The organism is Candidatus Dedyshia acidiphila (assembly GCF_051025295.1).
Taxonomy (GTDB): domain Bacteria; phylum Acidobacteriota; class Terriglobia; order Terriglobales; family Acidobacteriaceae; genus KBS-83.
Genome location: NZ_JBMGJV010000051.1, coordinates 1 through 24213, shown reverse-complemented (window position 1 = coordinate 24213; position 24213 = coordinate 1). Strand labels below are relative to the sequence as shown.

The 24213-nt window shown below is 62.4% G+C and carries 19 protein-coding genes and 1 tRNA gene; 12 read left to right on the top strand and 8 right to left on the bottom strand.

Going from position 1 to position 24213, the window contains the following annotated elements; genetic code table 11:
• Positions 1-80: 80 nt before the first annotated feature.
• Complete coding sequence (locus tag AC5IJH_RS16480) at positions 81-584, bottom strand: PaaI family thioesterase (RefSeq protein ID WP_491903921.1); 504 nt, start codon at positions 582-584, stop codon at positions 81-83.
• Positions 585-643: 59 nt separating this feature from the next.
• Here AC5IJH_RS16480 and miaB point away from each other — a divergent pair, with 59 nt between their 5' ends.
• The 3 genes from miaB (at position 644) to AC5IJH_RS16465 (ending at position 4169) form a co-directional block, all read left to right on the top strand.
• On the top strand, positions 644-2041 hold the full coding sequence (gene miaB, locus AC5IJH_RS16475) for a tRNA (N6-isopentenyl adenosine(37)-C2)-methylthiotransferase MiaB (protein ID WP_491903920.1): 1398 nt from the start codon (positions 644-646) through the stop codon (positions 2039-2041).
• Between the two features lie 22 nt (positions 2042-2063).
• Complete coding sequence (locus AC5IJH_RS16470; RefSeq protein ID WP_491903919.1) at positions 2064-2546, top strand: bifunctional nuclease family protein; 483 nt, start codon at positions 2064-2066, stop codon at positions 2544-2546.
• A 69-nt stretch (positions 2547-2615) separates the two neighbouring features.
• Entirely contained in the window at positions 2616-4169 is a 1554-nt protein-coding gene (locus AC5IJH_RS16465; protein ID WP_491903918.1) for a lipopolysaccharide biosynthesis protein, read from the top strand.
• Here AC5IJH_RS16465 and AC5IJH_RS16460 read toward each other — a convergent pair.
• Positions 4166-5098: a hypothetical protein gene (locus tag AC5IJH_RS16460; protein ID WP_491903917.1), complete on the bottom strand. Its 933-nt coding sequence runs from the start codon at positions 5096-5098 to the stop codon at positions 4166-4168. The genes AC5IJH_RS16465 and AC5IJH_RS16460 overlap by 4 nt on opposite strands.
• Before the next feature lie 92 nt (positions 5099-5190).
• A complete protein-coding gene (locus AC5IJH_RS16455; protein ID WP_491903916.1) occupies positions 5191-6360 on the bottom strand; it encodes a glycosyltransferase family 4 protein in 1170 nt (389 codons plus the stop codon).
• Between the two features lie 164 nt (positions 6361-6524).
• Between AC5IJH_RS16455 and AC5IJH_RS16450 the strand changes: the two genes are divergently transcribed.
• From AC5IJH_RS16450 to AC5IJH_RS16440, 3 genes are all read left to right on the top strand, one after another.
• Positions 6525-8564 carry a glutaminase family protein gene (locus AC5IJH_RS16450; RefSeq protein WP_491903922.1) on the top strand — a complete coding sequence of 680 codons (2040 nt, stop codon included), beginning with the start codon at positions 6525-6527 and terminating at the stop codon, positions 8562-8564.
• Between the two features lie 144 nt (positions 8565-8708).
• Entirely contained in the window at positions 8709-10205 is a 1497-nt protein-coding gene (locus AC5IJH_RS16445; RefSeq protein WP_491903915.1) for a tetratricopeptide repeat protein, read from the top strand.
• A 389-nt stretch (positions 10206-10594) separates the two neighbouring features.
• Complete coding sequence (locus AC5IJH_RS16440) at positions 10595-11479, top strand: hypothetical protein (RefSeq protein ID WP_491903914.1); 885 nt, start codon at positions 10595-10597, stop codon at positions 11477-11479.
• Here the strand turns inward: AC5IJH_RS16440 and AC5IJH_RS16435 are convergent.
• On the bottom strand, positions 11476-12867 hold the full coding sequence (locus AC5IJH_RS16435; protein ID WP_491903913.1) for an MATE family efflux transporter: 1392 nt from the start codon (positions 12865-12867) through the stop codon (positions 11476-11478). The genes AC5IJH_RS16440 and AC5IJH_RS16435 overlap by 4 nt on opposite strands.
• A gap of 246 nt (positions 12868-13113) precedes the next feature.
• Between AC5IJH_RS16435 and AC5IJH_RS16430 the strand changes: the two genes are divergently transcribed.
• Positions 13114-15075 (top strand): HAD-IIIC family phosphatase, encoded by a 1962-nt coding sequence (locus AC5IJH_RS16430; RefSeq protein WP_491903912.1) that lies wholly within the window; start codon positions 13114-13116, stop codon positions 15073-15075.
• A 73-nt stretch (positions 15076-15148) separates the two neighbouring features.
• Here the strand turns inward: AC5IJH_RS16430 and AC5IJH_RS16425 are convergent, their stop codons facing one another.
• Positions 15149-15664 (bottom strand): YciE/YciF ferroxidase family protein, encoded by a 516-nt coding sequence (locus AC5IJH_RS16425; protein ID WP_491903911.1) that lies wholly within the window; start codon positions 15662-15664, stop codon positions 15149-15151.
• A 183-nt stretch (positions 15665-15847) separates the two neighbouring features.
• Here AC5IJH_RS16425 and AC5IJH_RS16420 point away from each other — a divergent pair, with 183 nt between their 5' ends.
• From AC5IJH_RS16420 to AC5IJH_RS16410, 3 genes are read left to right on the top strand one after another with little or no spacing between them, the layout of a single operon-like run.
• The gene (locus AC5IJH_RS16420; protein ID WP_491903910.1) at positions 15848-18094 is read left to right on the top strand and encodes a sensor histidine kinase; all 2247 of its coding nucleotides are present in this window, start codon (positions 15848-15850) and stop codon (positions 18092-18094) included.
• Positions 18094-18546 (top strand): response regulator, encoded by a 453-nt coding sequence (locus tag AC5IJH_RS16415; protein ID WP_491903909.1) that lies wholly within the window; start codon positions 18094-18096, stop codon positions 18544-18546. The genes AC5IJH_RS16420 and AC5IJH_RS16415 overlap by 1 nt, the downstream gene beginning before the upstream one ends.
• Positions 18547-18548: 2 nt before the next feature.
• Complete coding sequence (locus AC5IJH_RS16410; RefSeq protein ID WP_491903908.1) at positions 18549-19694, top strand: sensor histidine kinase; 1146 nt, start codon at positions 18549-18551, stop codon at positions 19692-19694.
• Between the two features lie 60 nt (positions 19695-19754).
• On the opposite strand, the gene AC5IJH_RS16405 is transcribed toward AC5IJH_RS16410, so the two are convergent.
• A tRNA-Ser gene (locus tag AC5IJH_RS16405) sits at positions 19755-19842 on the bottom strand.
• Between the two features lie 93 nt (positions 19843-19935).
• Here AC5IJH_RS16405 and AC5IJH_RS16400 point away from each other — a divergent pair.
• Positions 19936-21153 carry a VWA domain-containing protein gene (locus tag AC5IJH_RS16400; protein WP_491903907.1) on the top strand — a complete coding sequence of 406 codons (1218 nt, stop codon included), beginning with the start codon at positions 19936-19938 and terminating at the stop codon, positions 21151-21153.
• Positions 21154-21257: 104 nt separating this feature from the next.
• On the opposite strand, the gene AC5IJH_RS16395 is transcribed toward AC5IJH_RS16400, so the two are convergent.
• Together AC5IJH_RS16395 and AC5IJH_RS16390 are read right to left on the bottom strand one after the other, a co-directional pair.
• A complete protein-coding gene (locus tag AC5IJH_RS16395; RefSeq protein WP_491903906.1) occupies positions 21258-22253 on the bottom strand; it encodes a substrate-binding domain-containing protein in 996 nt (331 codons plus the stop codon).
• A gap of 363 nt (positions 22254-22616) precedes the next feature.
• On the bottom strand, positions 22617-23252 hold the full coding sequence (locus AC5IJH_RS16390) for a hypothetical protein (RefSeq protein ID WP_491903905.1): 636 nt from the start codon (positions 23250-23252) through the stop codon (positions 22617-22619).
• 149 nt (positions 23253-23401) lie between these two features.
• Between AC5IJH_RS16390 and AC5IJH_RS16385 the strand changes: the two genes are divergently transcribed.
• A complete protein-coding gene (locus tag AC5IJH_RS16385) occupies positions 23402-24079 on the top strand; it encodes an FKBP-type peptidyl-prolyl cis-trans isomerase (RefSeq protein ID WP_491903904.1) in 678 nt (225 codons plus the stop codon).
• Positions 24080-24213 lie beyond the last annotated feature (134 nt).

Here is a 24213-nt window from a genome sequence, read left to right as displayed (position 1 = left end):
GACCAATGATGTGATGCGCGTTAGCTCAAATATCGCGTGTGATCTACAGGGGCATCGACGTCCGGGGTAGACGTCCTCGGCTAGCCAGCCTGCGCCGCGTAGCGCTGCAGCACTTCAGGTGGCACCTCGATGAAGATGCCGGTGGCGTGCGCCATCACAGTGCCGCTCGCATCGCGCAACTCTGCCGTGCAGCGATGTTTGCGCCCACTGTCGCTCGTGGTGTCGCGCTCGGACCAGCCCTCGACCAGCAATTCCGCGCCGAGGGGCACCGGCTTGCGGTAATCCACCGCCATGTGGCGCGTCATCGCGACCAGGCCACGCAGACGATTCGCCTTGCTCATCGCTTCATCGAGCAGCGTCGCGATGATGCCGCCGTGTGCGTGCCCCGGTGGGCCCTGGAAGCGTTCGGGCAAAGTGAAACGGCAGAGGACGCGCGTCTCATCCTCCACATAGAAATGCAACTGCAGTCCGCACTCGTTCGCATCTCCGCAGCCGAAGCAGCGATTCAGCGGGCTTCCAGCCAGATCGTGGCGCAGCACACTCGCCGGGTTTTCGCTCTCGTTGCTGGGGCTCTGTTCACGCATGCGGAGATGTCCGGGAGCGCACGGAGGAGCGTGCCGCTGCGCTATACTCGCACTCATCTATGGCGGTAGCAAAGACTGCGGCGGTAGCCAAGACGTTCTATCTCGAGACCTTCGGTTGCCAGATGAACGTCCATGACTCGGAAAAGGTCATCGGCACACTTCAGCAGCAGGGCTACTCGCAGGTGCAGACCGAGGAAGCCGCCGACCTCATCCTCTACAACACCTGCTCTATCCGCGATAAGGCCGAGCAGAAGGTCTTCAATCGCCTGAACGATACGAAGAAGCTGTTGAAGCAAGGCAAGCGCTTCGGTGTGCTGGGCTGTGTTGCGCAGCAAGAAGGGCACGCCATCTTCGAGCGCGCTCCGTACGTCTCACTCGTGTCCGGCTCGGCTTCGTACCGGAAATTGCCGGAGATGCTTGCCCGGCTCGAGGCCGGAGAGCAGCGCATTGCAGGTCTCGACGACCGGCAGACCGAAGAGACGTTCGAGACCGAATTCACTGCGCGCACCAACCCGTATCGCGGCTACATCACTATCATCGAAGGCTGCGACAAGTTCTGCGCCTACTGCGTGGTGCCCTACACGCGCGGCAAGGAGCGCAGCCGCACCTTCGCCTCTGTCCTCGCGGAAGCGCGGCGCATGGCCGACAGCGGGTACAGCGAGGTTCAACTGCTGGGGCAGAACGTCAACAGCTATCGCGATCCGGAAGGGAAGCGCAGCTTCGCCGAACTGCTGGCGGCCGTCGGCGAGATCTCCGGCATTCGCCGAGTCCGCTTCACCACCTCGCATCCGCGCGATTTTACGCAGGACATAGTGGACGTAATCGATGCCACGCCGACGCTCTGCAACCACGTCCATCTGCCCGTGCAGAGCGGCTCGACCACCACACTGAAACGCATGCAGCGCGAGTACACGCGTGAGCAGTACCTGGAACGGGTTGCTTGGGTTCGCAGCGCGCGGAACCGGCGTATCAGCATGACGACGGACATCATCGTCGGGTTCCCAGGCGAGACCGTCGCTGAGTTCGAGGAGACGCTGAGCCTGCTCGAAGCCGTGCAGTTCGACGCGGTGTTCGCATTCAAATACTCGCCGCGGCCGAACACCCCGGCGCTCGTGATGATCGATGCCATCCCCGACGAGGAGAAGGGCAAGCGGCTGCAGGCGCTACTCGACCGGCAGCGCGAGTGGCAGAGGGTCAACTACGCCAATAGGATAGGCGACGTTGTAGAAGCGGCAGTTGAAGGGCACAATGCGCAGCGTGGCCAGGTGCAGGGACGCACAACCGAGAACATTCCCTTAAATTTCGTTAGCGATGGTCCCATCCTGCCTGCGCCCGGCAGCTACGTGGATGTCGAGATCACGCAGAGCTTCCCCAACAGTTTGGTAGGCCGAGCGGTGCCGAACGCGACGGCAACACGCAACTGGGCTACGCACGCAGGCGAACCCGCGCACGTCTAATCCAGCAGAGGAGGGTAGGGCGATGGATGTGGAGATGAAGATCCGGGGTCTAGTGATGGATCCGAGCACGCACGCTCCCATCGTGATCCTCAAGGATCTGCAGAGCGACACTGTTCTGCCCATCTGGGTTGGCCTGTACGAGGCGAACGCAATTGCGCTTGAGATTGAAAAGAGCACGACGGCGCGACCGATGACGCACGACCTGCTGCGCAACGTGGTCAATGGGCTCAATGCCACGGTCGAGCGCGTGGTCGTGTCCGAGCTGCGCAACGACACCTTCTACGCCGTGGTCTGGATGCGGCAGCAGGGTGAGCCGGTCACAATCGACGCGCGCCCCTCCGACGCGATCGCGCTGGCACTGCGCTGCGACTGCCCGATCTATGTGAGCGAAGAGGTGCTGCGCATCGCGAAGCTTGCCCCGGGCGCAACCGACACCTCCCCTGAAGAGCTGCGCCGCTGGCTCGAAGGGCTGAACGACGAGGACCTCGGCCGTTACAAGATGTAGTCCCGCCGCCAAGGCGACGCTGCTCTCGCACCCGCGATCTGCGTCGGCTCGCGTAGGCTTGTGAGAACGATGAGCCTCGGTCGCATCTCCAAGCTGTTTGCTGCGCAGAACCTGACCCAGCTCGTCTCTGTCCTCAATCAGTTCATTCTGCCGCCACTCTTTCTGCGCCGTTACGGCGTCTCGCTCTACGGCGAGTGGATCGCGCTGAGCGCGGCCATCGGCTATCTCGCGACGGTCAACTACGGCCTGCAGACCTACACGAACATGCAGATGACCATCCACTACAACCGTGGCGAGGTGCAGCAGTGCCTCGAGGTGGAGTCGGCTGGGCTGCGGATTCTGCTGAGTCTGTTCGCGGGGTTCTCGGTCCTGCTGCTGATCGTCTTCGCGCTGCCGGTGGACCGGCTGCTGCACTTGACGGTTGGGCGCGGCGAGGCACAGTGGGTCCTCTACCTGCTCGGCGTGCAGGTGCTGGCGACCATGCTGCAGGGCTTCTTCAGCGGCAACTACATGGTGTTCGGCGCGGCGCATCGTGGCATCAACGTCAACAATGCAGTCGCGATCGTGATCCTGATCGTGCAGGCGGGGCTGGTCTGGGCACGCACCAGCTTCGTGACGCTCGCTGTTGCGCAACTCGTCGTCACACTCGCCAGCTGTCTTTTTCTGGTGATTGATGTGCGCCGGCTGGCCCCGCAGATCGCGCCGACGCTCCGCTACTGGGTGCCGGGATCGCTGAAAGCGATCCTGAAGCCGAGCATGCATTACGGACTGCTGCTCTCCTCGAACATCCTGGCCTACCAGGTGCCCGTGCTGCTGATGCAGCGTGTGCTTGGACCGGCCCCGGTCGTGGTCTACTCCATCACGCGCACGATCTACTCTATGAGCCGCCGCATACTGTTCCTGCTTACCAGCTCCATCGGCCCTGAGGTGACAATCACCATCGGCCAGCGTGACTGGGCGAAGCTGCGCCGTCTCTACGACCTGAGCGAGCGCATGATCCTGTTCCTGCTGCCTGCGATCACCTTTGGCTCGATGCTGGCGACACCCTTTCTCCTGCATGTCTGGCTGCACCGCAGCCAGCTTTACGACCCTGGCGTGTGCCTGCTGCTCGGCATTACCATCGCGATTCTCGGGATCAAGGAGCATAAGTACCAGTTCCAGTTTTCTAGCAATCGGGTGCGCGAAGTCTCGCTGATGACGCCGGTGGCCTACGGCCTGACGCTGCTGGTTTCGATCCCGTTGATGCGGTCTTTCGGTCTGATCGGGTTTCTTGCGCCATGGGCTCTCTCGGAACTGGCGCAGCTCTTCTATCTGCTGCATCTGAATGCAGTGCTGTTCCGCGACGAAGCAGGGCAGCCGTCAAACGCGACGGAGCCAGCGGGCATCGATCGGCGTCCCGTCTTCCTGCTGCTCGGATTGCTCGTGGTGGGCGGTGCGGCGATCGCGTGGCCGGTGTTTCACGTGGCGCAGTGGAGTGTTCCAGTCCAGCTAGGCTGCTCGATTCTCAGCGTGGTTGTCAGCCTGCTGCTCTCGTACCAGCTCTTCCACGTGGACGAAGTGCGGTCGGTGCTGTGGCAGCGTGTCGCCGGGCGGTTCCCGGCATTCGCGGGGCGCCGCACTTAGCGCTCGTTGAGTGCCTGCGCCAGTTGCCGCGCGATGACAGGCTCGCTCAACCGCTCGCGCCACCAGTGCACTGCGGCTTCACGGTACTGCTCGAGCGTGTTCACATCCCGCGCGTACCGCCGAAGCAGTCTGGGCAGTTCCCGCCAGCTATCGACGATGATCACGGGCGCGTCGCGCAGGAAGGGTTCCGGCGCAACGGGGTTCGTCACCACCAGGCACCCCGCACGCAGCCCCTCGTAGAAGCGGTACGTCTCCCAGTTGCTGCCGCGCGGCGCAACACAGATGCGCGAGTTCATCATGCGCTCGGAGTAGCTCGTGTAGCTCGCGGCGGCTTGTGCCTTGTCGGGGCGAACGTCATCGAGTTCGATGCGCCATTCGCTGTTCTTCCTCAGATCGGCGAGCGCACGCCAGAGTTCGCGTCGCGCCAGCGTCTTCGAGGGCGGAATCCACGCGCGATAGTCGCCGCGTAGGAAGGGGGTGGCGATGTCTCCGGCAAAGAAGGTGTCGAGCGTTCGCTCGGCCATGGGCCGCTGCGGCAGCTCCTGCTGGCTCTGGTAGCCGAGCGGGATGCGCACAATACGCGGCCGATCCACGACAGGGCTGGTGCGGCGCACGCGGCTGAGGGAACGCGCTCGCAGAGCCCAGTCACGCGCGTATTCGAAGAGCAGCGCACCCGCCAGCTTCGGCGATGTCGGGCGCGCACGAAATCCGAGGTAGGGACAGTCCGAGAGGTTGCGAATCACTGCGCCCACCTCAAGTGCATACGCCGGTGTCTTTGCGCGCTCCTCCTGCAGGAGAACCGCGATCACATGCGGTCCATACTCCGGCAGATTGACTGGATCCTTCGTCAGATAGAAGTGACGCTGTGGTCCGTCGAGCATGGGATCGAGCTTGGCGAGGATGGCGAGCGGGTACCGCACATCTGCCACGCCCGTCTGTTCATCGCCGGGACCGCGGAGTTCCCTTGGGGGAGAGCCAATATCCGGCCAGGAGAGAAAGTATCGGTGCCGGGCACCCTCGCTCATGCGGAGGCAGGGGCGGCGGAACGCAGCCCGTTCGATGGCAGCTCGCGAAGCAGCTCGGCAATCGCGGCGTCGTACAGCCGGGAGCTTTCGTTCGCGCCCAGCGCTCGCGCCGTCTCGCGGCCCGCAGCGGCCATCGTGCGGCGCAACTCCTCGTCTTCAAAGAGGGTCTTCATCGCATCGGCCAGCGCCTCTGCCCGGAAGGGCGGCACGACCATGCCGTCGTGACCCGGCGTCAGCAACTCGGAAGAGCCACAGTGCGTGGTCGCGATCGCGGGCACGCCGTTCGCCATTGCTTCGAACAGCGCCATGCCAAAGCCGTCATCGACCGAGGGCAGGACGAACACGTCGCAACGCTGGTAGAACTCCGTCATATCCGGCACGTAGCGCACGACCTCGACATTGTCGAGACGGCTGAGCAGGTCTTTGAGCGCAGGGAACTGCGCGAGGTCTGCGTCGGTCCGGATCAGCAGGCGCGCATTGGGCAGTTTCAATTGCTCCCACGCCTGAAGCAGATAAAGATAGCCCTTGCGCACCGGGTCGCCCCCCACGACACCGACCGTGAACTCCGCGTGGCGCTCGGGATGGGTGTGCTCGGGAAAGCGGCAGCGGCCAAACAGCGGGGCTTTGATCACCTTGTCACGCAACGAGTCCGGAAACGTGGCTCGGGTGTATTCAGAAGGCGCAAGAATGCGATCCGCAAGCTCGTACTCGGCGAGTTGCCGGTCGCGGAACCAGGCCGCTTGGCGAGTGTGCGGTACGCCAAGCCTGGCCGATTCTTCGATCACGATCTGCTGCTGAAAATCGACATGTGGGCAGGCGCGGTCGAGCACGAAACGTGCCCCACGATGACGGGCGGCGCGCGCGGACGCAAGCGAAGCGCTGGCCCAGCCAATGAACAGATCGCCCGGGCGAAGCAAAGCGGCCACAGAGTAGTCGTAGAGCCAGGAATCGTAGTTGAGGACGCGATTCGAAGCAGGGACGTGCAGGAAGTGGATCGCGCTCTGCAGGGCCGAGGGGACCAGGGTCATCGCGACCTGAGCATCCAGCCGCGCGAAATAACGGCGCGGCGCGGAGCTGTAGATACGGACACCAGAACCGTGTTTGACCAGTGAATTCGCCAGCATCGCGGCGTGGAATGGCCGCGTGGTCGAAACTGCCACCTGCATGGGGGCAGGTTAGCACGCCGCCTCCACTGCAACCGCTTGCATTACGATACGATGGCTTCGCCGGCAGACCATCCACTCGGGAGTGATACGTGGCGATCATCAGCAGAGACCAGCAGGGCAGCAGCTTCCGCAGCAGGGCAGCGCACACGTTCTTTGTCTGGGTTGTGTTTGCCATCGTAGGGGCTGCCTGCGCCATCGCCCAGGTGCGCCCGCCCGCGGTTCCTCTGGTCACGCACGATCCCTACTTCAGCCTCTGGTCCATGAACGACAAGCTGACCGATGGACCGACCCGCCATTGGACCGGCAAACCGCAGCCGCTGAGCGGGCTGTTGCGCATCGACGGCAAGCCGTTCCGCTACATGGGCACCGATCGCACGGACACGCCGGCACTTCCGCAGACCTCTGTCACTGTGACCGCGACACATACGATTTACAAATTTTCTGGAGAGGGAATCGACCTTACCCTGACGTTCTTCACCCCGGCATTTCCGCAGGATCTCGACCTGCTGTCGCGCCCGGTCACCTATCTTTCGTGGAAGGTCGCGAGTACGGATGGCGGTGCGCACGATGTGGCGCTTCTGCTCGACGCCAGCGCGATGCTTGCGCTGGACCAGGACAATGAGGCCGCCACCTGGGGTCGCCTGCGGACGGCGTCGCTTGATGAGCTGCACCTCGGCTCGCGCGATCAGCGCGTCCTCAACCGCTCGGGCGACGATCTCCGCATCGACTGGGGCTATTTCCGGCTCTGCGTGCCCCGGCAGGAGAATGCGCAGACCGTCCTGGCACCCCTGGCCATCGACCAATTCCTGCAGCACGGCACGGTTCCCGTCGATGACGATGCGGGCATGCCGGAGACGCCTCGCGATGGCGCAGCGCATGCCGTGGTGCTGTTTCCTCTCGGCAAGGTGGAGCGCACGCCGGTCGAGCGCCATGTCCTGCTCAGCTACACCGAGGGCTATGCGATCGAACTGATGAAGCGGCAGCTCCGGCCATACTGGCAGCGCAACAACCTGCCCGTGTCCGACATGCTGGAGACCGCTGAGCACGAGTACAGCGCACTCGAGCAGCGCGGTGAGCAGTATGACCGCGATCTGCACGCCGACCTGGTGCATGCTGGCAACGAGGACTACGCCACGCTCGCGATCCTGGCGTACCGGCAGACACTGGCTGCGCACAAGCTGGTAGCCGACTGGGACGGCACGCCCTACCTGTTCGCGAAGGAGAACTTCTCAAACGGCGATATCGGTACGGTGGATGTGCTCTATCCGTCGGCGCCGTTCTTCCTCTTCTTCAACCCGCACCTGCTCGAAGCGCAGATGGTGCCGGTCATGGATTATGCGATGTCATCGCGCTGGCATTTTCCGTTTGCGCCGCATGACCTCGGCCGTTATCCGCTGGCGAATGGCCAGGAGTACGGCGGCGGCGAACGCACCGAAGAGGACCAGATGCCAGTCGAGGAGAGCGGCAACCTGCTGATCCTGGCGGCGGCGCTCGACAAGGCCGAAGGCGACCACCACTTCGCGCAGAAGTATTGGCCCAAGCTGACGCAGTGGGCAGACTACGTGCGGACCAAGGGCCTCGATCCGGAGCGGCAGTTGAGCACGGACGACTTTGCCGGCCATCTCGCGCACAATGCCAATCTCTCCATCAAGGCAATCGACGCGCTTGGCGCCTACGCCACGCTGGCCGAGGCGATGGGGAAGCCGGATGTCGCGCGCGAGTATCAACAGGCGGCGCACACCATGTCAGCGAAATGGGTCGACATGGCCAAGGACGGCGACCATTACAAGCTGGCCTTCGACAAGCCGGGCACCTGGAGCCAGAAGTACAACCTGGTCTGGGACAAGCTGCTGGGACTGAATCTGTTTCCCGCCGAGGTGCACGAGACAGAGATCCGGTTCTACCTCGAGCACATGAACCGCTACGGGCTGCCGCTCGACAGTCGCAAGGACTACACGAAGCTCGACTGGGAGCTCTGGACAGCCACGCTCGCAGACAAGCCGGAGCAGTTTGCGGCCTTCCTGAAGCCGCTGGTGCTGTGGGTGAACGAGACCCAGGCGCGCGCGCCACTCCCTGACTGGTACGACACCAAGACCGGCGGCAAGGAGAGCTTCCAGGCGCGATCGGTCGTCGGCGGCCTGTATATCAAGGCATACAGCGATCCGGCGCTCACGAAGAAATGGCGGGAGCGGGTCGGGAAGTAACAGAGACTCGGTCATCCCGTCGAGGCAAAGAGCGAGGCGATATAAGAGCCGCCATCGAACTGCATATGAAGCCGATGTGTCCATAGCATCGCTAGCGAACGGGGCGTGACTCGCGGCCGGGCCTGAAGGGAATCGACACCGGATGTGATTCAGGAGGTCTGCGTGACCCGTCTTTTGCTCATGTTCGCAATTTCAATCGTTATGCTGCAGCAGCAGGGTCATGAGCATCCCGTACCCGAGAAGCTCGGTGCGGTGTCATTCCCGACCTCGTGCAAACCCGAAGTGCAACGGGATTTCAATCGTGCAGTCGCCCTGCTGCATTCCTTCGCCTACCATCCGGCGGAAGAGGCATTCCATCTCGTAGCGGAGCAAGATCCGAGTTGCGCAATGGCCCACTGGGGCAGTGCGATGACGCACTTTCACCAGCTATGGGATCTGCCGCCGGCTCCTGCAGATTTCGCTGCCGCCCAGCGGGAGCTTCGTCAGGTCGGAGGTCTCGATCAAGCCTCCGAACGAGAGCGCGGACTGCTGCGTGCGATCGGGTTGGTGTTCCAGGATGCCGCTACTGTTTCCTATAGCGAACGCGCGCTCAAGTATGAGGCTGCCATGCATCAGCTTGCGACAACCTATCCGAAAGACGTTGAGATAGAGGTCTTCTACGCGCTCGCGCTGCTATCCAATGCGTCTCCCAATGACCGCGAGCATCAACGGCAAAAAGACGCAGCCAATCTGCTCGAACCTCTCTTCCGTACCTATCCAGATCACCCGGGGATTGCTCATTACCTCATCCATGCCTGCGACAACCAGGAGATGGCCCAGAGAGGGCTCGCGGCCGCGAGAGTTTACGCAGACGTCGCTCCCTCGGCGCCACATGCGCTTCATATGCCCTCGCATATTTTCACGCGGCTCGGTCTGTGGAACGACTCCATCCAGTCCAATCTTGCCGCACGGAGCGCAGCGCATCAGCAGGGTGATGCAGGAGAAGAACTGCACGCCATGGACTACCTGGTGTATGCAGACCTGCAAAGCGATCGTCAGCAGGATGCGGCTGACCTGGTCCAGCAACTGAAGGCCATGCAGAACCTGAACATGCACGAATTCAAAACCGGTTACGCTGCAACCGCAATCCCTGTCCGCTACATCGTCGAGCGTGACGAGTGGAAGGACGCAGAGGGAATCTCGAATCCGGTGGACGCCCCATTGCCTGTTGTGGCTATCGCCGTATGGGCGCGTGGGCTGGGCCTCGCGCGGAACGGCCATGCAAAAGACAGTGAAAAAGAATCTGCGACACTCGGTCAGATTGCAGCCCAGCTTCGACAAGCCGGAAATCAGTATTGGGCAACCCAGGTCGACATCATGAGACGCGAAGTGGAAGCTTGGTCAGCGCAGTCTTTGCTTCGCACTCAATCTGCAATCGAACTCCTGAGCGGGGCCGCTCACGACGAAGACGCAATTGAGAAGCTGCCATTAACCCCTGGGCCGATCCTCCCAGCTCGGGAACAACTCGGAGAGCTCCTGCTCGAGCAGCACAATTTCTCAGCGGCAGCCCGTGCATTCGAGACCGCCGCGGCAAACGCGCCTGGCCGGCGAAGAGGACGAATCGGTGCAGCGCAGGCCGCGCAACTCCATGGATCCTTCTAGTCTCAGCCAGGCAAGTCTGGGTGAGTAGCGCTGAGAACTCTCGCTTCCGCATCCGTCCGACGTCGTACTTCAGCAGGGCCCGAGCAGAGAATGCATTTGCTGGGAACGCTGGAGTTGGGTGACGCGCAAAGGGCAGCCATCATGCGCACTCGAGCGGCGCGCTCGAAGCGTACAGAATACCTGTTATCGGACGTAAGGCCTTTGCCGATCCCGTCAATGGCGGCCGATCCTCGTCTCGGGTGATCCATTCGCTCTCGAGCCGGCTCGCCCTGTACGGCACCGTCGCATGGGCGGATCTTCTGAGCTTTGCGTCCTTTTCCACTCCGTCCCGTCCAATGAAACACTTGGAAAACGCGGGAGCCTCAGATCTGCTCCTGACACCGGAATGGATGGGTGCCACAATCCGCCTGATCTCGATTGCCTTTGCTGCACTTGCCGTACTGCTCTTTGCGGGCCTGCCTTCTCACGCACAGGACAATTACGAGATCCAGGTCTACGGTGCCGACACGGTGGCGCCGCGCACCACGATGCTCGAGCTGCACAGCAACTTCACAGTGAACGGCGCAAAGGCCGCGCCGGGACAAACCTATCTGCCGGACGGCACGTACCCCACGGATCATGCCGAGCACGAGACGATCGAGATCACGCAAGGCCTGAACGACTGGTCCGAGGTTGGCTTTTACATCTTCACCAGCATTGCGCCGGACCAGGGCTGGCAATGGGTGGGCGATCACATTCGTCCGCGAGTGCGCGTGCCGGAGCGCTGGCACTGGCCAGTCGGCGTCAGCCTGTCGAACGAGGTCGGCTACCAGCGCGCACGCTTCTCGCCCGATACGTGGACCTGGGAGATTCGCCCGATCGTCGATAAGCAGGCCGGCCGATGGTATCTCGCGTTCAATCCCGCGCTCGACCGCTCCTGGCATGGCCCGAGTGTCCACAAGGGGCTCAGCTTCTCGCCCAACGTCAAGGTCGGTTACGATTTCACTCGCAAGGTGAACGCAGGCTTTGAGTACTACGCGTCTTATGGCGACCTGGCCGGCTTCGATGCATTGCGCAACCAGCAGCAGCAGTTCTTCGTCGCCACCGACCTGAATGTATCGCCGAAATGGGAGTTCAACTTCGGTGTAGGTATGGGCGCGACCAGCGGCACGGATCACCTGATCGTGAAGGCTATCGTTGGCCGGCGGTTCAACTGGACGCATGAGCGGCCGGTTCCTGACCGATCAAAGGGCGACGTAAAACAGAACGATCAGCCGAAGCCGCCAACGCCTTAACTGCTCTGCGCAACCGGCTCTGCATGCGCGACCAGCCTGCCTGATGCACGCGACCAGTACCAAAGCAGATACACCGCAATCACGATCAACGAGATGGTCAGCCCGACCCAGATACCGAACACACCCTGGCCGGCCTGGAAACACAACAGGTAGCCGAGCGGCAAGCCGAAGAACCAGTAGCCTGCCAAGTTGATGAGCATGGGCTGGCGCGTCTCACCCAGGCCGCGGAGTGCGCCGGTCGCCACCGACTGGATGCCATCAAAGATCTGGAACCCGGCCGCCAGCATCAGCAGGCGCGCCCCCAGTCGCTGGACCTGTTTGTCCTGCGTGTACACACGAAGCAGCGGACCAGGCACGCCGATGAAGGCCACGGCCGCCAGCGACATGAATGCCACGCCGAGCGCCAGCGCAAGCCAGCCCGCGCGCCGCGCACGCATCCGGTCATCGGCCCCGATTGCGTGGCCCACAGCGATGGCAGCCGCGGCGGACACGCCCAGCGGCACCATGAAGGTGATGCTCGCGCAGTTCAGCACGATCTGGTGGGCTGCGAGCGCATCTGCGGACAGTCTGCCGGCAAACATCGTCGCCACGCCGAACGCGCCGACCTCGAGCACGATCTGAAAGGCTGCGGGCGCGCCCAGCAGGATCAACTGCTGAATCAGTCTCGTCTTTACCCCCGGCCAGTGTGCGAACAGTGGGTGACCGCGTCGCTGCTCATGTCGCCATGCAAAATAGATCAGTACCGCGGCCATGTACACGCGCGCTAGGCAGGTGGAAAGAGCGGAGCCGCGCAGCCCCATCGCCGGCAGCCCGAGGTGACCGTAAATGAGCGCCCAGTTCCCTCCCCAGTTGATGAGGTTGGCAGAGATGAGCGTAAAGGTGACCGGGCGCACTTGGCCGACACCCTGCAGGTAGCGGCGGAACGCAGCGTAGATCAGTAGCGGCAGCGTTCCCAGATTGAGCAGCCACAAATACGAGCCAGCGGCACCCGCGACAGCAGGATTGATGCCGATCCGCGCAAACAGCAGCGGCACCAGCCAGACGGCGATCATCGCGAACGGGGTGTAGAGCAGTGCCACATACACACCTTGCGAGAGCCACCCGTGGCACTCTTCATACTCCTGACGTCCCCACGCCTGCGCGACCAGTGTGTCGAGGCCGAGCAGCAGCCCGATGCCAAACAGCGATGGCGTGTAGTAGGCGGCGCTCGCAATGCCGACGGCACCGATGGCCTGTGGACCGAGCCGACCGACCATGATGGTGTCAACAAGTCCCATCGCAATCCAGCCCAGCTCCGAGAGCACAACAGGAACAGCAAGCGACAGCAGCTTGCGGAGTTCGTCCCATAATGAAACGAAGGATGCTGCCGGGTTGCCTGCACGAGCCATTCTTTTGTTGTTCTCCCGGTAACGTCGTTGCCTGGTACTGACATTTAACAGGCACATCGCCGTTTGCCTCGCGACCTCATCGAGCGTGTACGCTTCTAAGTAGTCATGCCGAGTTCTTCTCCCTCATTGGTCCGGACACTCAAGGACCATCGAACACCGCTGGCTGTCCACCTCCTGCCGTCGCTTGCAGGGTGGAGCAAATTCCCGGAGGCTGATTCGGCCGATCCCGCGGTCCGCTCTGCTTTTGTGGCAACGGACCTCGTTGTCTTCATCGATTACCTGACACTGTACTTCGAACGGAACGACGAGACGTTCCGCGATCTGTACGTAGGCGAGAAGCTGAAGCAGTGCTACGACTCGGCCGACACCCCGGACCAGGCAATCGAGCGGCGACGTCGTATCCTCGCAAGCGATCGTGACGCATTGACGGGCTATCTCGCCCCTCTGCTGGCACCGGAGGCGCTCGTCGAGGTCACAACATTTCTCGATCAGGTAGACCTCGTTGTCACCGGCGTTGCGAAGCGGCAGGTGCGCGTGCTGTTTATCGGGGACTGCCTGCACCTGGATGTTCTCTCCTTTTTAGCCGCGCCGCTGCTCGAGCAGGGCTTCCGGCTGGAGACGTGCTTCGCCACCTCGAAGAACAGTCCCGAGTTGCAGCGCCAACTGCGCACGCTCGCCGGGCAGACCTTCGACCTGATCTTCTTCAGCCCGTTCACGTACGAGTTCCATCCCGACTACAAGCAGCTGGGCTTTCTGCGCACGGCTGCGCTGAGCGCTGACGGCATTCGCACAATCGTGGAGCAGGCCCAGGCAGACACGATGGCAGCGCTGCGTCTACTTGGCAGTCTGTTCGATGCGCCAGTTTTTGTGCACAACAGTTCGGGGATTCGCCGGCATGACGGCACATGGCTCGAACAGCTCAAGAACAATCTGACCAAGCGCACCCGGGCCATCGCACGCAGGCAGATCAATTCCTGGCTGCCAGGCGCGCTCGCCGCGCTCAATCGTGAGACCTATCCGCACTTCTTCTTGCAGGACGAAGCCGCACTCCTGCAACAGCATCCGGAAGATCATCTCTCCCGCATGCTGTACCGAGTCGACCAGCAGCACCCGGCTGAGTTCGGGCGCGTGATCTCGCGTTTGTACCTGGACGTGATCCTGGCCGCAATGCTGCTGAGCAAGAAGAAAGTCGTGGTCTGCGATCTGGACAACACGTTGTGGAAGGGCGTGATCGGCGAAGGCGCGGTGGTTCACTATCGCGATCGCCAGCAGATCCTGAAGCGGCTGCGGGAGAAGGGGTTGTTGCTCGCCATCAACTCCAAGAACGACCCGCGCAACGTTCACTTTGACGGCGCCTTGCTGCAGTTCGAGGACTTCGTCTCCTGCCAGATCAACTGGACGCCAAAGCTGCAGAACATGCGTCGCATTGGACAGGAACTCAACCTGAAGACGAAGGACTTCCTGTTCCTGGACGATCGTGCGGATGAGCGTGCGATGGTGACTGAGTCGATGCCCGAAGTGCTTGCGCTCGATGCCGAATCACCCCTGGTCTGGCGTCGCCTTGCTTTGGCCGCAGACCTGTTGCCCGAGCAGGACGACATGGACCGCACGCTCGCGTACAAGCAGCGCTCTGAGCGGCAGCAGTTCCTTGAGGATCCAGCCGCAGCAGCAGCCGAGCAACGCGAACTCTTCCGCCGGCTCGAGTTCCGTGTCTTCGTCCGCACGGCGGATCGCAAGGAACTGAAGCGCGTGACGGAACTGATCAATCGCACCAACCAGTTCAACATGTGCAACACACGGACAACGCTCGCCGAGGTGACGTCCTGGTATGAGAGCCCGCGGCACACCATCTTCGTGGTGGAAGCACGCGATCGCTTCGGCAGCATGGGAACTGTTTCGGTCGCGGTCGTGCGCGAGCAGTCGGATTCGTTCGATCTGGAGTCCTTCGTCCTGAGTTGCCGTGTGTTTGGCTACGGCGTCGAGACGGCCCTGCTGAACCACCTGAAGCGGATGGCGGCCAGCTCCGATCGTGAAAAGCAAGTGATCGGCCGCTATGTCGAGACACCCTACAACCAGCCGTGCCGCGATACCTTCGCAGACAATGGATTCGCAGAGCAGGATGGAGTCTGGATCTACGCGGCTGGTGAGGAAGCCATTCTCGATCCGGAGTGGCTGACGGTGGAGACCGAATATTCCGCAGTCGCTTAGTCACTGAATACGGAACATGAAAGAGGCCGTCCCATTCGGGACGGCCTCTTCCCTTCTGGTACGAACCCCGTTGCTAAGCTGCCCGCGCCGCCTCGGAGTTTGCACGTTCCGAGATGGAGGTCAGCACTTCGTTAGCATGCTTCTCTTCATCCAGCGTCTGCTGCAGAACCTGCGCATGACGCTCGAGTCCGAGCATCTTGGCCCAGTCCCGGGCAGACCCGTACGACGCGATCTCATAGTGTTCAATCTTCTGTGCGGAAGCGATCAGGCCCGCGTCGCGCACCGGCCCTTCGTTCGATTCCTTGACGATGTTTTCCCCCGCGCCAATCATCGCCAGCACGCAGGCGTCCTTCTTGTCATCCACGTCACCCTGGTTCACCTCGCCAATCAACTGCTCAAGGCGAGTCGCCTGGTTCTCGGTTTCGCGCAGATGGGTTTGGAAAGCCTGCTTGAGTTGGGGATCGCTCGAGTGATCGATCATGCTCTGCAGACCTTTGACAATCTGGTTCTCCGCAGAGAGCAGGTAGCGCAGCTGCAGAGTGTAAAGCGACTGGAAATTCTGAATATCGTTCGGAGTCAGCAGACCCATACTCACCTCTAGAGGTAGTCACCTCCTATCCCTTTAGACCAACGCGCTGATAGGAGAGGTTGGCCGAGGGCAGCCAGATCGTGCAACCGACATCAAACACAGCAGAGTTGTTGTGCTGGTTACAGCAGGGCAGTCCGCATCCAGTGCACGCGTTGATCTTCACCATGTGTGAGCCAGGGGCCCGTGACAGTGCAGACGATCCATCCCACAGTCGAGGCCACGCTGCATCGCGCATCCGGCTCTGGCCGGCGACTGCTCGGGGTACTCACCCTATCCGGTGTACTGCTGCTGATGCTATGCGGACTGCTGGGCTATCGCGCACTGGAACGACTTGCCGCAAACGAGCAGGCGACACAGCGCTCAGAGGATGTCACACGCTCGCTTGAAGAGTTGCTCGCGACCGTGCGCGATGCCGAGACCGGCCAGCGGGGATACCTGCTCACCGGTCGCGATGAGTATCTGCAACCGTACATTGCTGGAAAGCAGCATATCGGTCCAGCCGTTGAACGCCTGAGACGCGCTCTCGCTGCCGATGGCCCCATGCCGGCCAGCGCACAGGCGGCGGAGCGCGCCACCGAAGCCAAGCTGGCCGAGCTTGACCAGTCGATCGCGCTTTACCGCAGCAAAGGACGAGATGCCGCACTCGCCCTGGTCCTTACTGGCCAGGGGCAACGAGAGATGGACATTCTGCGGGCGAGCGTCCACGCTACCGAGCTGGTCGAATCGCGCCACATGGCCGAGCGCACACGTGATTCCGCGCGCAGCCGCCGTGTAGCCGTGCTCGCGTTCTCGCTTTCGCTGATCGGTGCTTGCGTGCTGCTCGGGGTCATCTATGTCGCGCTGTCCTCCGATCTGCTGCGTCGTGAGCGCGTGGAGAGGTCGCTTCGCAGCAGTGAAGAGCAGGAGCGGCTGAGCGCGGCTGAGCTGCGCACATTGTCAGACCGCATCCCTGCTCTGCTGTCCTACATCGGCACGGATGGGCGATTTGTTCGCGCAAACGAGGTTTACCGCCGCTGGATGAAGATCGACCCGGAGGACATCATCGGCCGGCAGATCGCCCATGTGCTAACCCAGCGTGTCGGCGTCGCATACTGGTCCGCGGTGGCGCCCTTTTTCAAACGGGCGTGCAAGGGGGAGAGCGTCTCTTCAGAAGCAACGGGCACCTACGCGGACGGAGTCGAGCGCACGGTCGAGGTCAACTATCAGCCCGACCTTGCCCCGGACGGGCAGGTGCGGGGGGTCGTGGCTCTGGTGAATGACATCAGCACGCGCCGACACAGCGAGGAGCTGCAGGCACGACTCGGCGCCATCGTGCAGTCGTCGAGCGATGCCATCGTGCTGAAGAGCCTGGACGGCACCATTTGCGCGTGGAACCAGGCTGCGGAACGGATCTACGGATGGGCCGAAGCGGAGGCGATCGGTAAACCGATCTACATCATCGTGCCCCCGGAGTTGCACAAGCAGGAGGATCGCATCCTCGAACGTCTGCGACAGGGTGAACGCATCGAGCAGCTTGAGACGGTGCGCGTCCGCAAGGATGGCACTCGCGTGGATATGTCGCTGACCATCTCGCCGGTATTCGACAATGTCGGCCGAATCATCGGCGTCTCGAAGATCGGTCGCGACATCACTGAGCGCAAGCGCACGGAGGCTGCGGTCCAGCAGTTGAATGCGGAGCTCGAGACGCGCGTCCGCGAACGAACCCGCGAGTTGCAGGAAGCCAACGACGACCTGCAGGCCTTCAGCTACTCGGTGTCTCACGATCTGCGTGCGCCGTTACGCGCGATTCAGGGGTTCGCCGACGCACTGCTCGAAGATTACGGCAGCCAGTTAGACGAGACGGCACGCTCCTATCTCGCGCAGGTCGAGCAAGGGGGCGCACGCATGACGCAACTTATTGACGACCTGCTCGCGTACAGCCGGTTGAGTCGCGTGTCGTTCGAGCCACGACCAATCTCCCTCGAACGCGCAGCTCTGGACGCACGCAGCCAGCTTGGCCCGATGGCCTGTACGCCACTGATCGAAGTAGGACCCGAGTTCACGGTGCTCGCGCATGCTCCGACACTGGAACAGTCGATCGCAAATCTGCTTTCAAACGCATGCAAGTTCGTTCGCCCGGATGTCGCTTCTCGCATCCGAGTATGGGCAGAGCCTCGCGGAAGGTGCATCCGACTCTGGGTGGAAGACAACGGCATTGGTATCGCCCCGGAGCACCAAGAGGGCATCTTCCGTGTGTTCGAGCGACTGCACGGGCAGGAGATCTACCCGGGCACCGGCATCGGACTCGCGATCGTGCGCCGCGCGGCGGAGCGCATGCAGGGCGCGGCTGGTGTGGAGTCGGAGTTAGGTGCAGGCAGTCGCTTCTGGCTGGAACTGCCGCGTGCCGAACCGCCTGCCAGGCTTCGAACCTCATCTCGTGCGGAGAATTGATGGCTGATCCCATTCTGCTGGTCGAAGACGATAACGCCGATTCCATGTTGATCATCCGCGCGTTCCGCAAGGCGAAGATTTCCAATCCCGTGGAGCGCGTCGACCACGGCGATGCTGCCGTGGACTATCTCAACGGCAGTCGCGAGTTCAACGACCGCGTGGAGTACCCGCTACCGGTCCTGATCCTGCTCGACCTGAAACTGCCGCGACGCTCCGGCTTTGAGGTGCTCGCCTGGATTCGCAATCACCCGGGACAGATCCGGCGCATTCCCGTGGTCGTGCTCACTTCATCCGCGCATAACGAAGACATCAATCGCGCTTACGATTTAGGCGCTAACTCATATCTCGTGAAGCCGGGTAACCCGGAAATTCTGATGGATATCGTCCAGAGCCTGGACAGCTATTGGCTGACTCTCAACTCCGGGCCGGAACTGCAGGACCTTCTCCCTTGACCATGACCTCCCCCATTCGCATTCTCCTGATCGACGACAGTCCCGCCGACCGAGCGCTGGCCAATCGCGAACTCGGCCAGAACCTGGGCAGTTTCACCGTCGCCGAGGTGACCACGTCCGCTGAGTTCGAAGACGCGCTCCGCCATCTCGACTTCGATCTCGTCATCACCGATTACCAACTGCACTGGAGCAATGGCCTCGCCGTCTTCGACGCGATCAAGGCAAAGCACCCTGACTGTCCGGTCATCATGTTCACCGGGAGCGGCGACGAAGAGGTCGCAGTGGAGGGTCTGCAGCGGGGCCTCGACGACTATGTGCCGAAGCGACCACGGCGCTACGCCACGCTTGCCGCCTCCGTCCGTCGCACTCTGCAGCGGCAAAGCGAGCGCCAGGCGCTCCGTGCGATGGAAGAAGAGCGCGTGCGCGTCACCGAAGCGCTGCGCCTGAATGAAAAGCTGGCGGAACTCGGCCGAATGGCCGGCGTCATCGCGCATGAGATCAACAACCCGCTCGAGAGCGTGACCAACCTGCTCTATCTGCTGCGCAAGAGCGGCCGGCTCGATGACGAGCTGATGAGATACGCCGGCATGGCGGAGACGGAGCTCGCGCGTATCTCGCACATCGCAAAGCAGACGCTTAGCTTCTATCGCGAGTCCAACACGCCAAGCCGAACCGACGTGCCCGAGTTGCTCGATGGGCTGCTCAGCATGTTCGTGCAGAAGATCGACAGCCACATCATCATTCGCCGTCGCTTCGCAGCCGTGCAGCCGGTCCTCACCTACACCAGTCAGATCCGCCAGGTCTTCTCGAACCTGATCGCAAACGCGATCGAAGCCATGGGCCAGACCGGCGGGACGCTGAGCATCCGGCTTCGCGAATCACGCAAGTGGAGCCGGCCCTCGGTCGAGGGCGTTCGGATCACAGTGGCCGATACAGGCGTGGGCATTACAGCGGAGAACCAGAAGCGCCTGTTCGAAGCCTTCTTCACCACGAAGGGTGACAAAGGCACCGGCCTGGGCCTGTGGGTCAGCTTCGGCATCCTGGCGCGCCATGGTGGCACGATAGATGTGCGCTCCAGCACGGATGCGAAGCACCACGGGACCGTGTTCAGCGTGTTCCTGCCGCATGAGCCCGATTTCCGGCGCTAGCAGCTGGGCGGCATCAGACCTGGTCTGGAGATGTGTTGAAGGGTATGTATTGGAGGGAGATGGCGGAGAGAGTGGGATTCGAACCCACGTTACCTTGCGGTAAACACGCTTTCCAAGCGTGCGCCTTCAGCCACTCGGCCATCTCTCCAGCGCCCACTCAGGATAGCATCCGGCATACGCGGTTTGAAGCGCCTTGACCGCTTGCAGCCAACGTCTTCGCTGACGCGTCTATCGAGAAGGTATGACTCACCATTTCTCCGCCCCGCGCGGCGTCTCTTTGCTTGCGCTCGTCTGTGCTCTCACGGTTTCGCCGCTGGTCGCCGCGCAAAGCGCTGACACGCCCGCGGCCCCGCCATCCAAATCGAGCGGCGTCAAAGTCAGCGTTCCCGTACTGATCGTGGACAAGAAGGGCATGCCGCTGCCCAACGTGAGCAAGGATGACCTGGCACTTACGGAGGACGGCGCCGCGCAGCCAATCCTCTCAATCAGTCCGAGCGCGGGCGAGCCGCTTACCTTCGGCATCCTGGTCGACACCAGCCGCGGCCAGCGCGGGACGACTCCCGAGGTGAAGGCCGCCAGCCAGGAGTTCATCCGCACCCTGATGCGATCGCCCAAGGCGCGCGGCTTCGTCGTCCACTTCGACCGCGAGGTGGAGTTGCTCGAGGACCTCTCGGCTGATCAGGACAAACTCCTGCACGGCGCTTCCCTGCTCGACTCGCCCGCACCGCAGACCATGGATGCCTCTACGGAAGCGCGCGGAGACGGGCCGCAGTCGCTGCTCTATGACGCACTCTTTCTTGCGACGGATGAAATCACCAGCAAACAGAGCGGGCGCAAGGTGCTCGTGTTGTTTTCAAACGGCGAGGACCGCGGCAGCAAGGAGTCGTTGCGCACCGCGATCGACAGCGCGCAGAAGTCGAACACGCTGATCTACACCGTGTACGTGAAGGGCGAAGCCGTCAAAGGTCAGCAGTACGACACGGGGCCGCAGCAGCGGCGACGCGCGGGGACAGGCTGGCCGGGCGGTTATCCGGGCGGTGGCTACCCCGGCGGCTACCCGGGTGGCGGTGGTTATCCCGGAGGCTACCCCGGTGGAGGCGGCTATCCGGGCGGCTACCCCGACCCGAACGACCCGCGCAACGATCCCAATTATCCGCAGAGCAATCCCCGCGGCGGCAGCAATCACCCGCAGCGCCAGCCGGTGAAAGGCGATCAGAAGCGCGTGCTGGCGGACATCGCCGTACCGACCGGCGGCCGCATGTTCGAGATGACCAAGAAGGACACCGCAGCCGACATCTTTGCGCGCATCGCCGACGATCTTGCGCATCAGCAGACGCTCACCTTCTCACCCGAGAAGGCGGGTGTGCGCCCCGGTTTCCATTCGCTCCGCGTCCAGAGCAAGCAGAAGGAGAGTGAGGCGGATGCACCTGATGGCTTCTGGGTGAAAGAGCCGGACTGAAGACCCGGACCAGGGCTGTCCGCAACCGCTCCGTAAACAACAGAGACCTGCCGCGAACGGCAGGTCTCCTTGTGTCACCGTAGTGGCTGCGTGCTGTCAATTCTCTACTGTGCCGCCTCCTGGCGAGCGCGCAGGAACACATCGACATTGTTCTTATCGACCAGCGTCGTGCCCGTATCGACGAACGCCGGCACCGGGGAGAAGGAATCAGTCTCGTAGTCCTTGTCCAACTGCTTCAGCGGGTTCTCGTGCAGTTCGACGATCTGCTTCAGCCCGAAATACGCCATCGTGTACGGCTTCTGGCCGATGGTGGCATCGATCACGCCTTCCTTGACCAGGTTCAGCGTCGCCTCGTCAACGTCCATCGCGACCAGCTCTCGGTCCGTGGCATGCGCACGCTTGAACGCTTCCGCCACATCTTTTCCTGCCGAGGCTTCGAGACACACGAAGGCGTCGACCTTGTCCTTGCCAGTCTTCGCGAGCAGCGCCTGGGTGTTGTCGAAGGCCGTGCCGGAGTCGCCCTTGATGTTCACAACCTGGACGATGTTGATACCCGGCGTGGCCGAGAATGCGTCCTTGTAGCCCTTCAGGCGCTCATCAAGGTTCGGCTGTCCCGGCATGGAGAAGAACACGACATTGCCTTTGCCGTGCAGCTTCTGCGCGACGCGCTGGCCGCCCAGCCGCCCCGCCTGCAGATTGTTGGTGCCGATGAAGTAGAGCCGATGGCTGTTCGGCGCGTCCGAGTCGACCGTGAGCACCGGGATCCCCGCGTCGATCGCCTTGTCGATCTCCCCCTGCATTAAGGCCGGATCCGCGACTGAAACGAGAATGCCAGCGGGCTTGCGCGAGACGACGGTGCGGAACTCAGCAACTTCACCCTGCGGGTCGAAACTGTCGGTGCCGCGCATCTCGTACTTCACGCCGTACTGGGTGGCAGCCTTCATCATCCCGTTGTTGGCAGCCTGCCAGTACGGCAGCTTGATGTTGGTTGCGACCAGGTAGTACTGGTCCGAATAGCTATGCTTCGCACAACCAGCCGTGGCCAGTAGACATGCCGTCCCCAACAGACCCAGCGCAGCGTTTCGTAGTGTCTGATGCATCGCGTCCTCCCCCAAAGCTCACCCGGTCTGAACAGCGGCGGTGTGAGTGAAACCCGGAAAGCGCTGATTGTACCCCCGCGCTTCTCCGGGACGGAAGAGAGCGAACGAGATGGAACGCTGCAGCCGCAAGCAGTGCAGCTCACCGGAGTAAAGCCAAGAAACTGATTGGGCTCCAGGTGCGCGCCAGGAATGCTCATCCCGCATCGTTTCAGAACGCAATTCCCCGCCTCCGAGACTTTCGCGGGTGCCGGGGATCGGTAGACCGGAGCCTGGCTGCTGCCCTTACTTCCACGGTAAGCAGCAAAAAGGGTGAGAGCCTGTCGGCGCCCACCCTCCTCGATAACGTCGTTGGTTGTGCTCGAACTAGGCCTGCTCGGCCATGCCCTCGCGACCGAAGATGCGACCCAGACCGAAACCGACCTGCGGGTTCTTCTTCGCGACCACTGAGTCCGGCAGCGGCATGCCCTGCGCATCCGGCAGCATGTCCAGCCAGCGCGGCGCTGCCGGCATCGGCATCGGCTCACGCATGGGTAGATCGGCCTTGACTTCGACCGGCTTTGCCTCGGCGCGCATCGTGTCCTTGCGCGAGGTGGCCACAGCCTGCGGCGCGCTCTGCGCCAAGGGGCTATGCGTCTTCTCCACCCAACCGCCAATCGCGCTCACCACGCGAGCAGCGCGCAGACGCCGTGAGCCGCCCACACCATTGTCTCCACCGCGGAACAGGCCAAGACTGCGCATGCCATGCTCCGGGTCCATGACTTCGAGCGACCATTCGCGGCCGGTCTTCGGGGTCAGAAGAAAGATAGCGCGCAGGCTCTTCGGGGCAAGCTCGATGGTCCAGCTTGCATATTCGTCCGAAGCACGCGGCATCAGTTCGTCCCGCTCCTCGCGAGAGAACTCAAACGCCTCGTTGAACCGGTGCTCCAGCTCTTCGAGCTTGCGATCTGCCTCTTGTACCAACTGCCGTGCCTGCTGGAAGATAGTGGAACCGTTATCCATTGCGCGCTCCTTGTTGACTGACGTGAGTCAGAGTATCCATCCCAATACGTGCCTTTGGGCATACCACTAAAGCTGAAGTTTCCCGAAACGAACTGGGTAACATCACTGCCGATCTACCACTTCGGCAGCACGCGAATGCGGAGACCTGATTGAAGATCGACAGCCTGCAGTTGACTACATTCGTACTTGCCGCGGTGACCCTTGCCGCGCCAGCCGCGCACGCCCAAGCCACAAAGGCGCAAACGACCCACACGCAGACCACCACGCGTCGCCGCACCACTACAGCCGCGCACAAGCCGGCAGCGGCGCCCTGCCCTCCTGCCCAGCCCGCGCCCGCCGTGCCGGCGAACCTGCCGCCCGCACCGGGGCAGGTGGAGAGCGCCTTCGCGCTGCGCTACGTTGATATAAAGGTGGGCGACGGCCCGGAGTCGCAGCCGGGACAGTTTTATACGGTGCACTACACGGGCTGGCTGGCGAGCGATGGCACGAAGTTCGACTCCTCGCTCGACCGCAACGAGCCATTCACCTTCCCGCAAGGCATGCACCGCGTGATCCCCGGGTGGGACTACGGCCTGACCGGAATGCACGCCGGCGGCAAGCGGCGTCTCTTCATTCCCTACCAGCTCGCGTACGGCGAGCGCGGCCGTCCGCCAGTGATTCCGCCGAAGAGCGACCTGATCTTCGACATTGAAATGATCTCAGCCTCAGACACACCGCCGTCCGAAGCGCTGCCACCACCGCCACCGCCGCCACCCCCATCGACACCACCGCCGGCCGGCACGCCCCCAACGAGCGCAACACCGCCAAGCGGCAGCACGCCGCAGTAGCTCTGATCGTGTTTGTGCAAGTCAGGCAGGGTTAGCATGGAGGCTGACCCCGCGCCCGGGTGGCGAAATCGGCAGACGCAGCGGACTTAAAATCCGCATCCGCGAAAGTGGAGTGGGGGTTCAAGTCCCCCCCC

Excerpts from the sequence above, each read along its gene's own strand:
- AC5IJH_RS16410 (WP_491903908.1), top strand. The coding sequence starts at position 18,549 with ATGACCTCCCCCATTCGCATTCTCCTGATCGACGACAGTCCCGCCGAC.
- AC5IJH_RS16435 (WP_491903913.1), bottom strand. The coding sequence starts at position 12,867 with ATGGCTCGTGCAGGCAACCCGGCAGCATCCTTCGTTTCATTATGGGAC.
- miaB (WP_491903920.1), top strand. The coding sequence starts at position 644 with ATGGCGGTAGCAAAGACTGCGGCGGTAGCCAAGACGTTCTATCTCGAG.
- AC5IJH_RS16480 (WP_491903921.1), bottom strand. The coding sequence starts at position 584 with ATGCGTGAACAGAGCCCCAGCAACGAGAGCGAAAACCCGGCGAGTGTG.
- AC5IJH_RS16470 (WP_491903919.1), top strand. The coding sequence starts at position 2,064 with ATGGATGTGGAGATGAAGATCCGGGGTCTAGTGATGGATCCGAGCACG.
- AC5IJH_RS16415 (WP_491903909.1), top strand. The coding sequence starts at position 18,094 with ATGGCTGATCCCATTCTGCTGGTCGAAGACGATAACGCCGATTCCATG.
- AC5IJH_RS16400 (WP_491903907.1), top strand. The coding sequence starts at position 19,936 with ATGACTCACCATTTCTCCGCCCCGCGCGGCGTCTCTTTGCTTGCGCTC.
- AC5IJH_RS16465 (WP_491903918.1), top strand. The coding sequence starts at position 2,616 with ATGAGCCTCGGTCGCATCTCCAAGCTGTTTGCTGCGCAGAACCTGACC.
- AC5IJH_RS16455 (WP_491903916.1), bottom strand. The coding sequence starts at position 6,360 with ATGCAGGTGGCAGTTTCGACCACGCGGCCATTCCACGCCGCGATGCTG.
- AC5IJH_RS16425 (WP_491903911.1), bottom strand. The coding sequence starts at position 15,664 with ATGGGTCTGCTGACTCCGAACGATATTCAGAATTTCCAGTCGCTTTAC.
- AC5IJH_RS16440 (WP_491903914.1), top strand. The coding sequence starts at position 10,595 with ATGGGTGCCACAATCCGCCTGATCTCGATTGCCTTTGCTGCACTTGCC.
- AC5IJH_RS16390 (WP_491903905.1), bottom strand. The coding sequence starts at position 23,252 with ATGGATAACGGTTCCACTATCTTCCAGCAGGCACGGCAGTTGGTACAA.
- AC5IJH_RS16395 (WP_491903906.1), bottom strand. The coding sequence starts at position 22,253 with ATGCATCAGACACTACGAAACGCTGCGCTGGGTCTGTTGGGGACGGCA.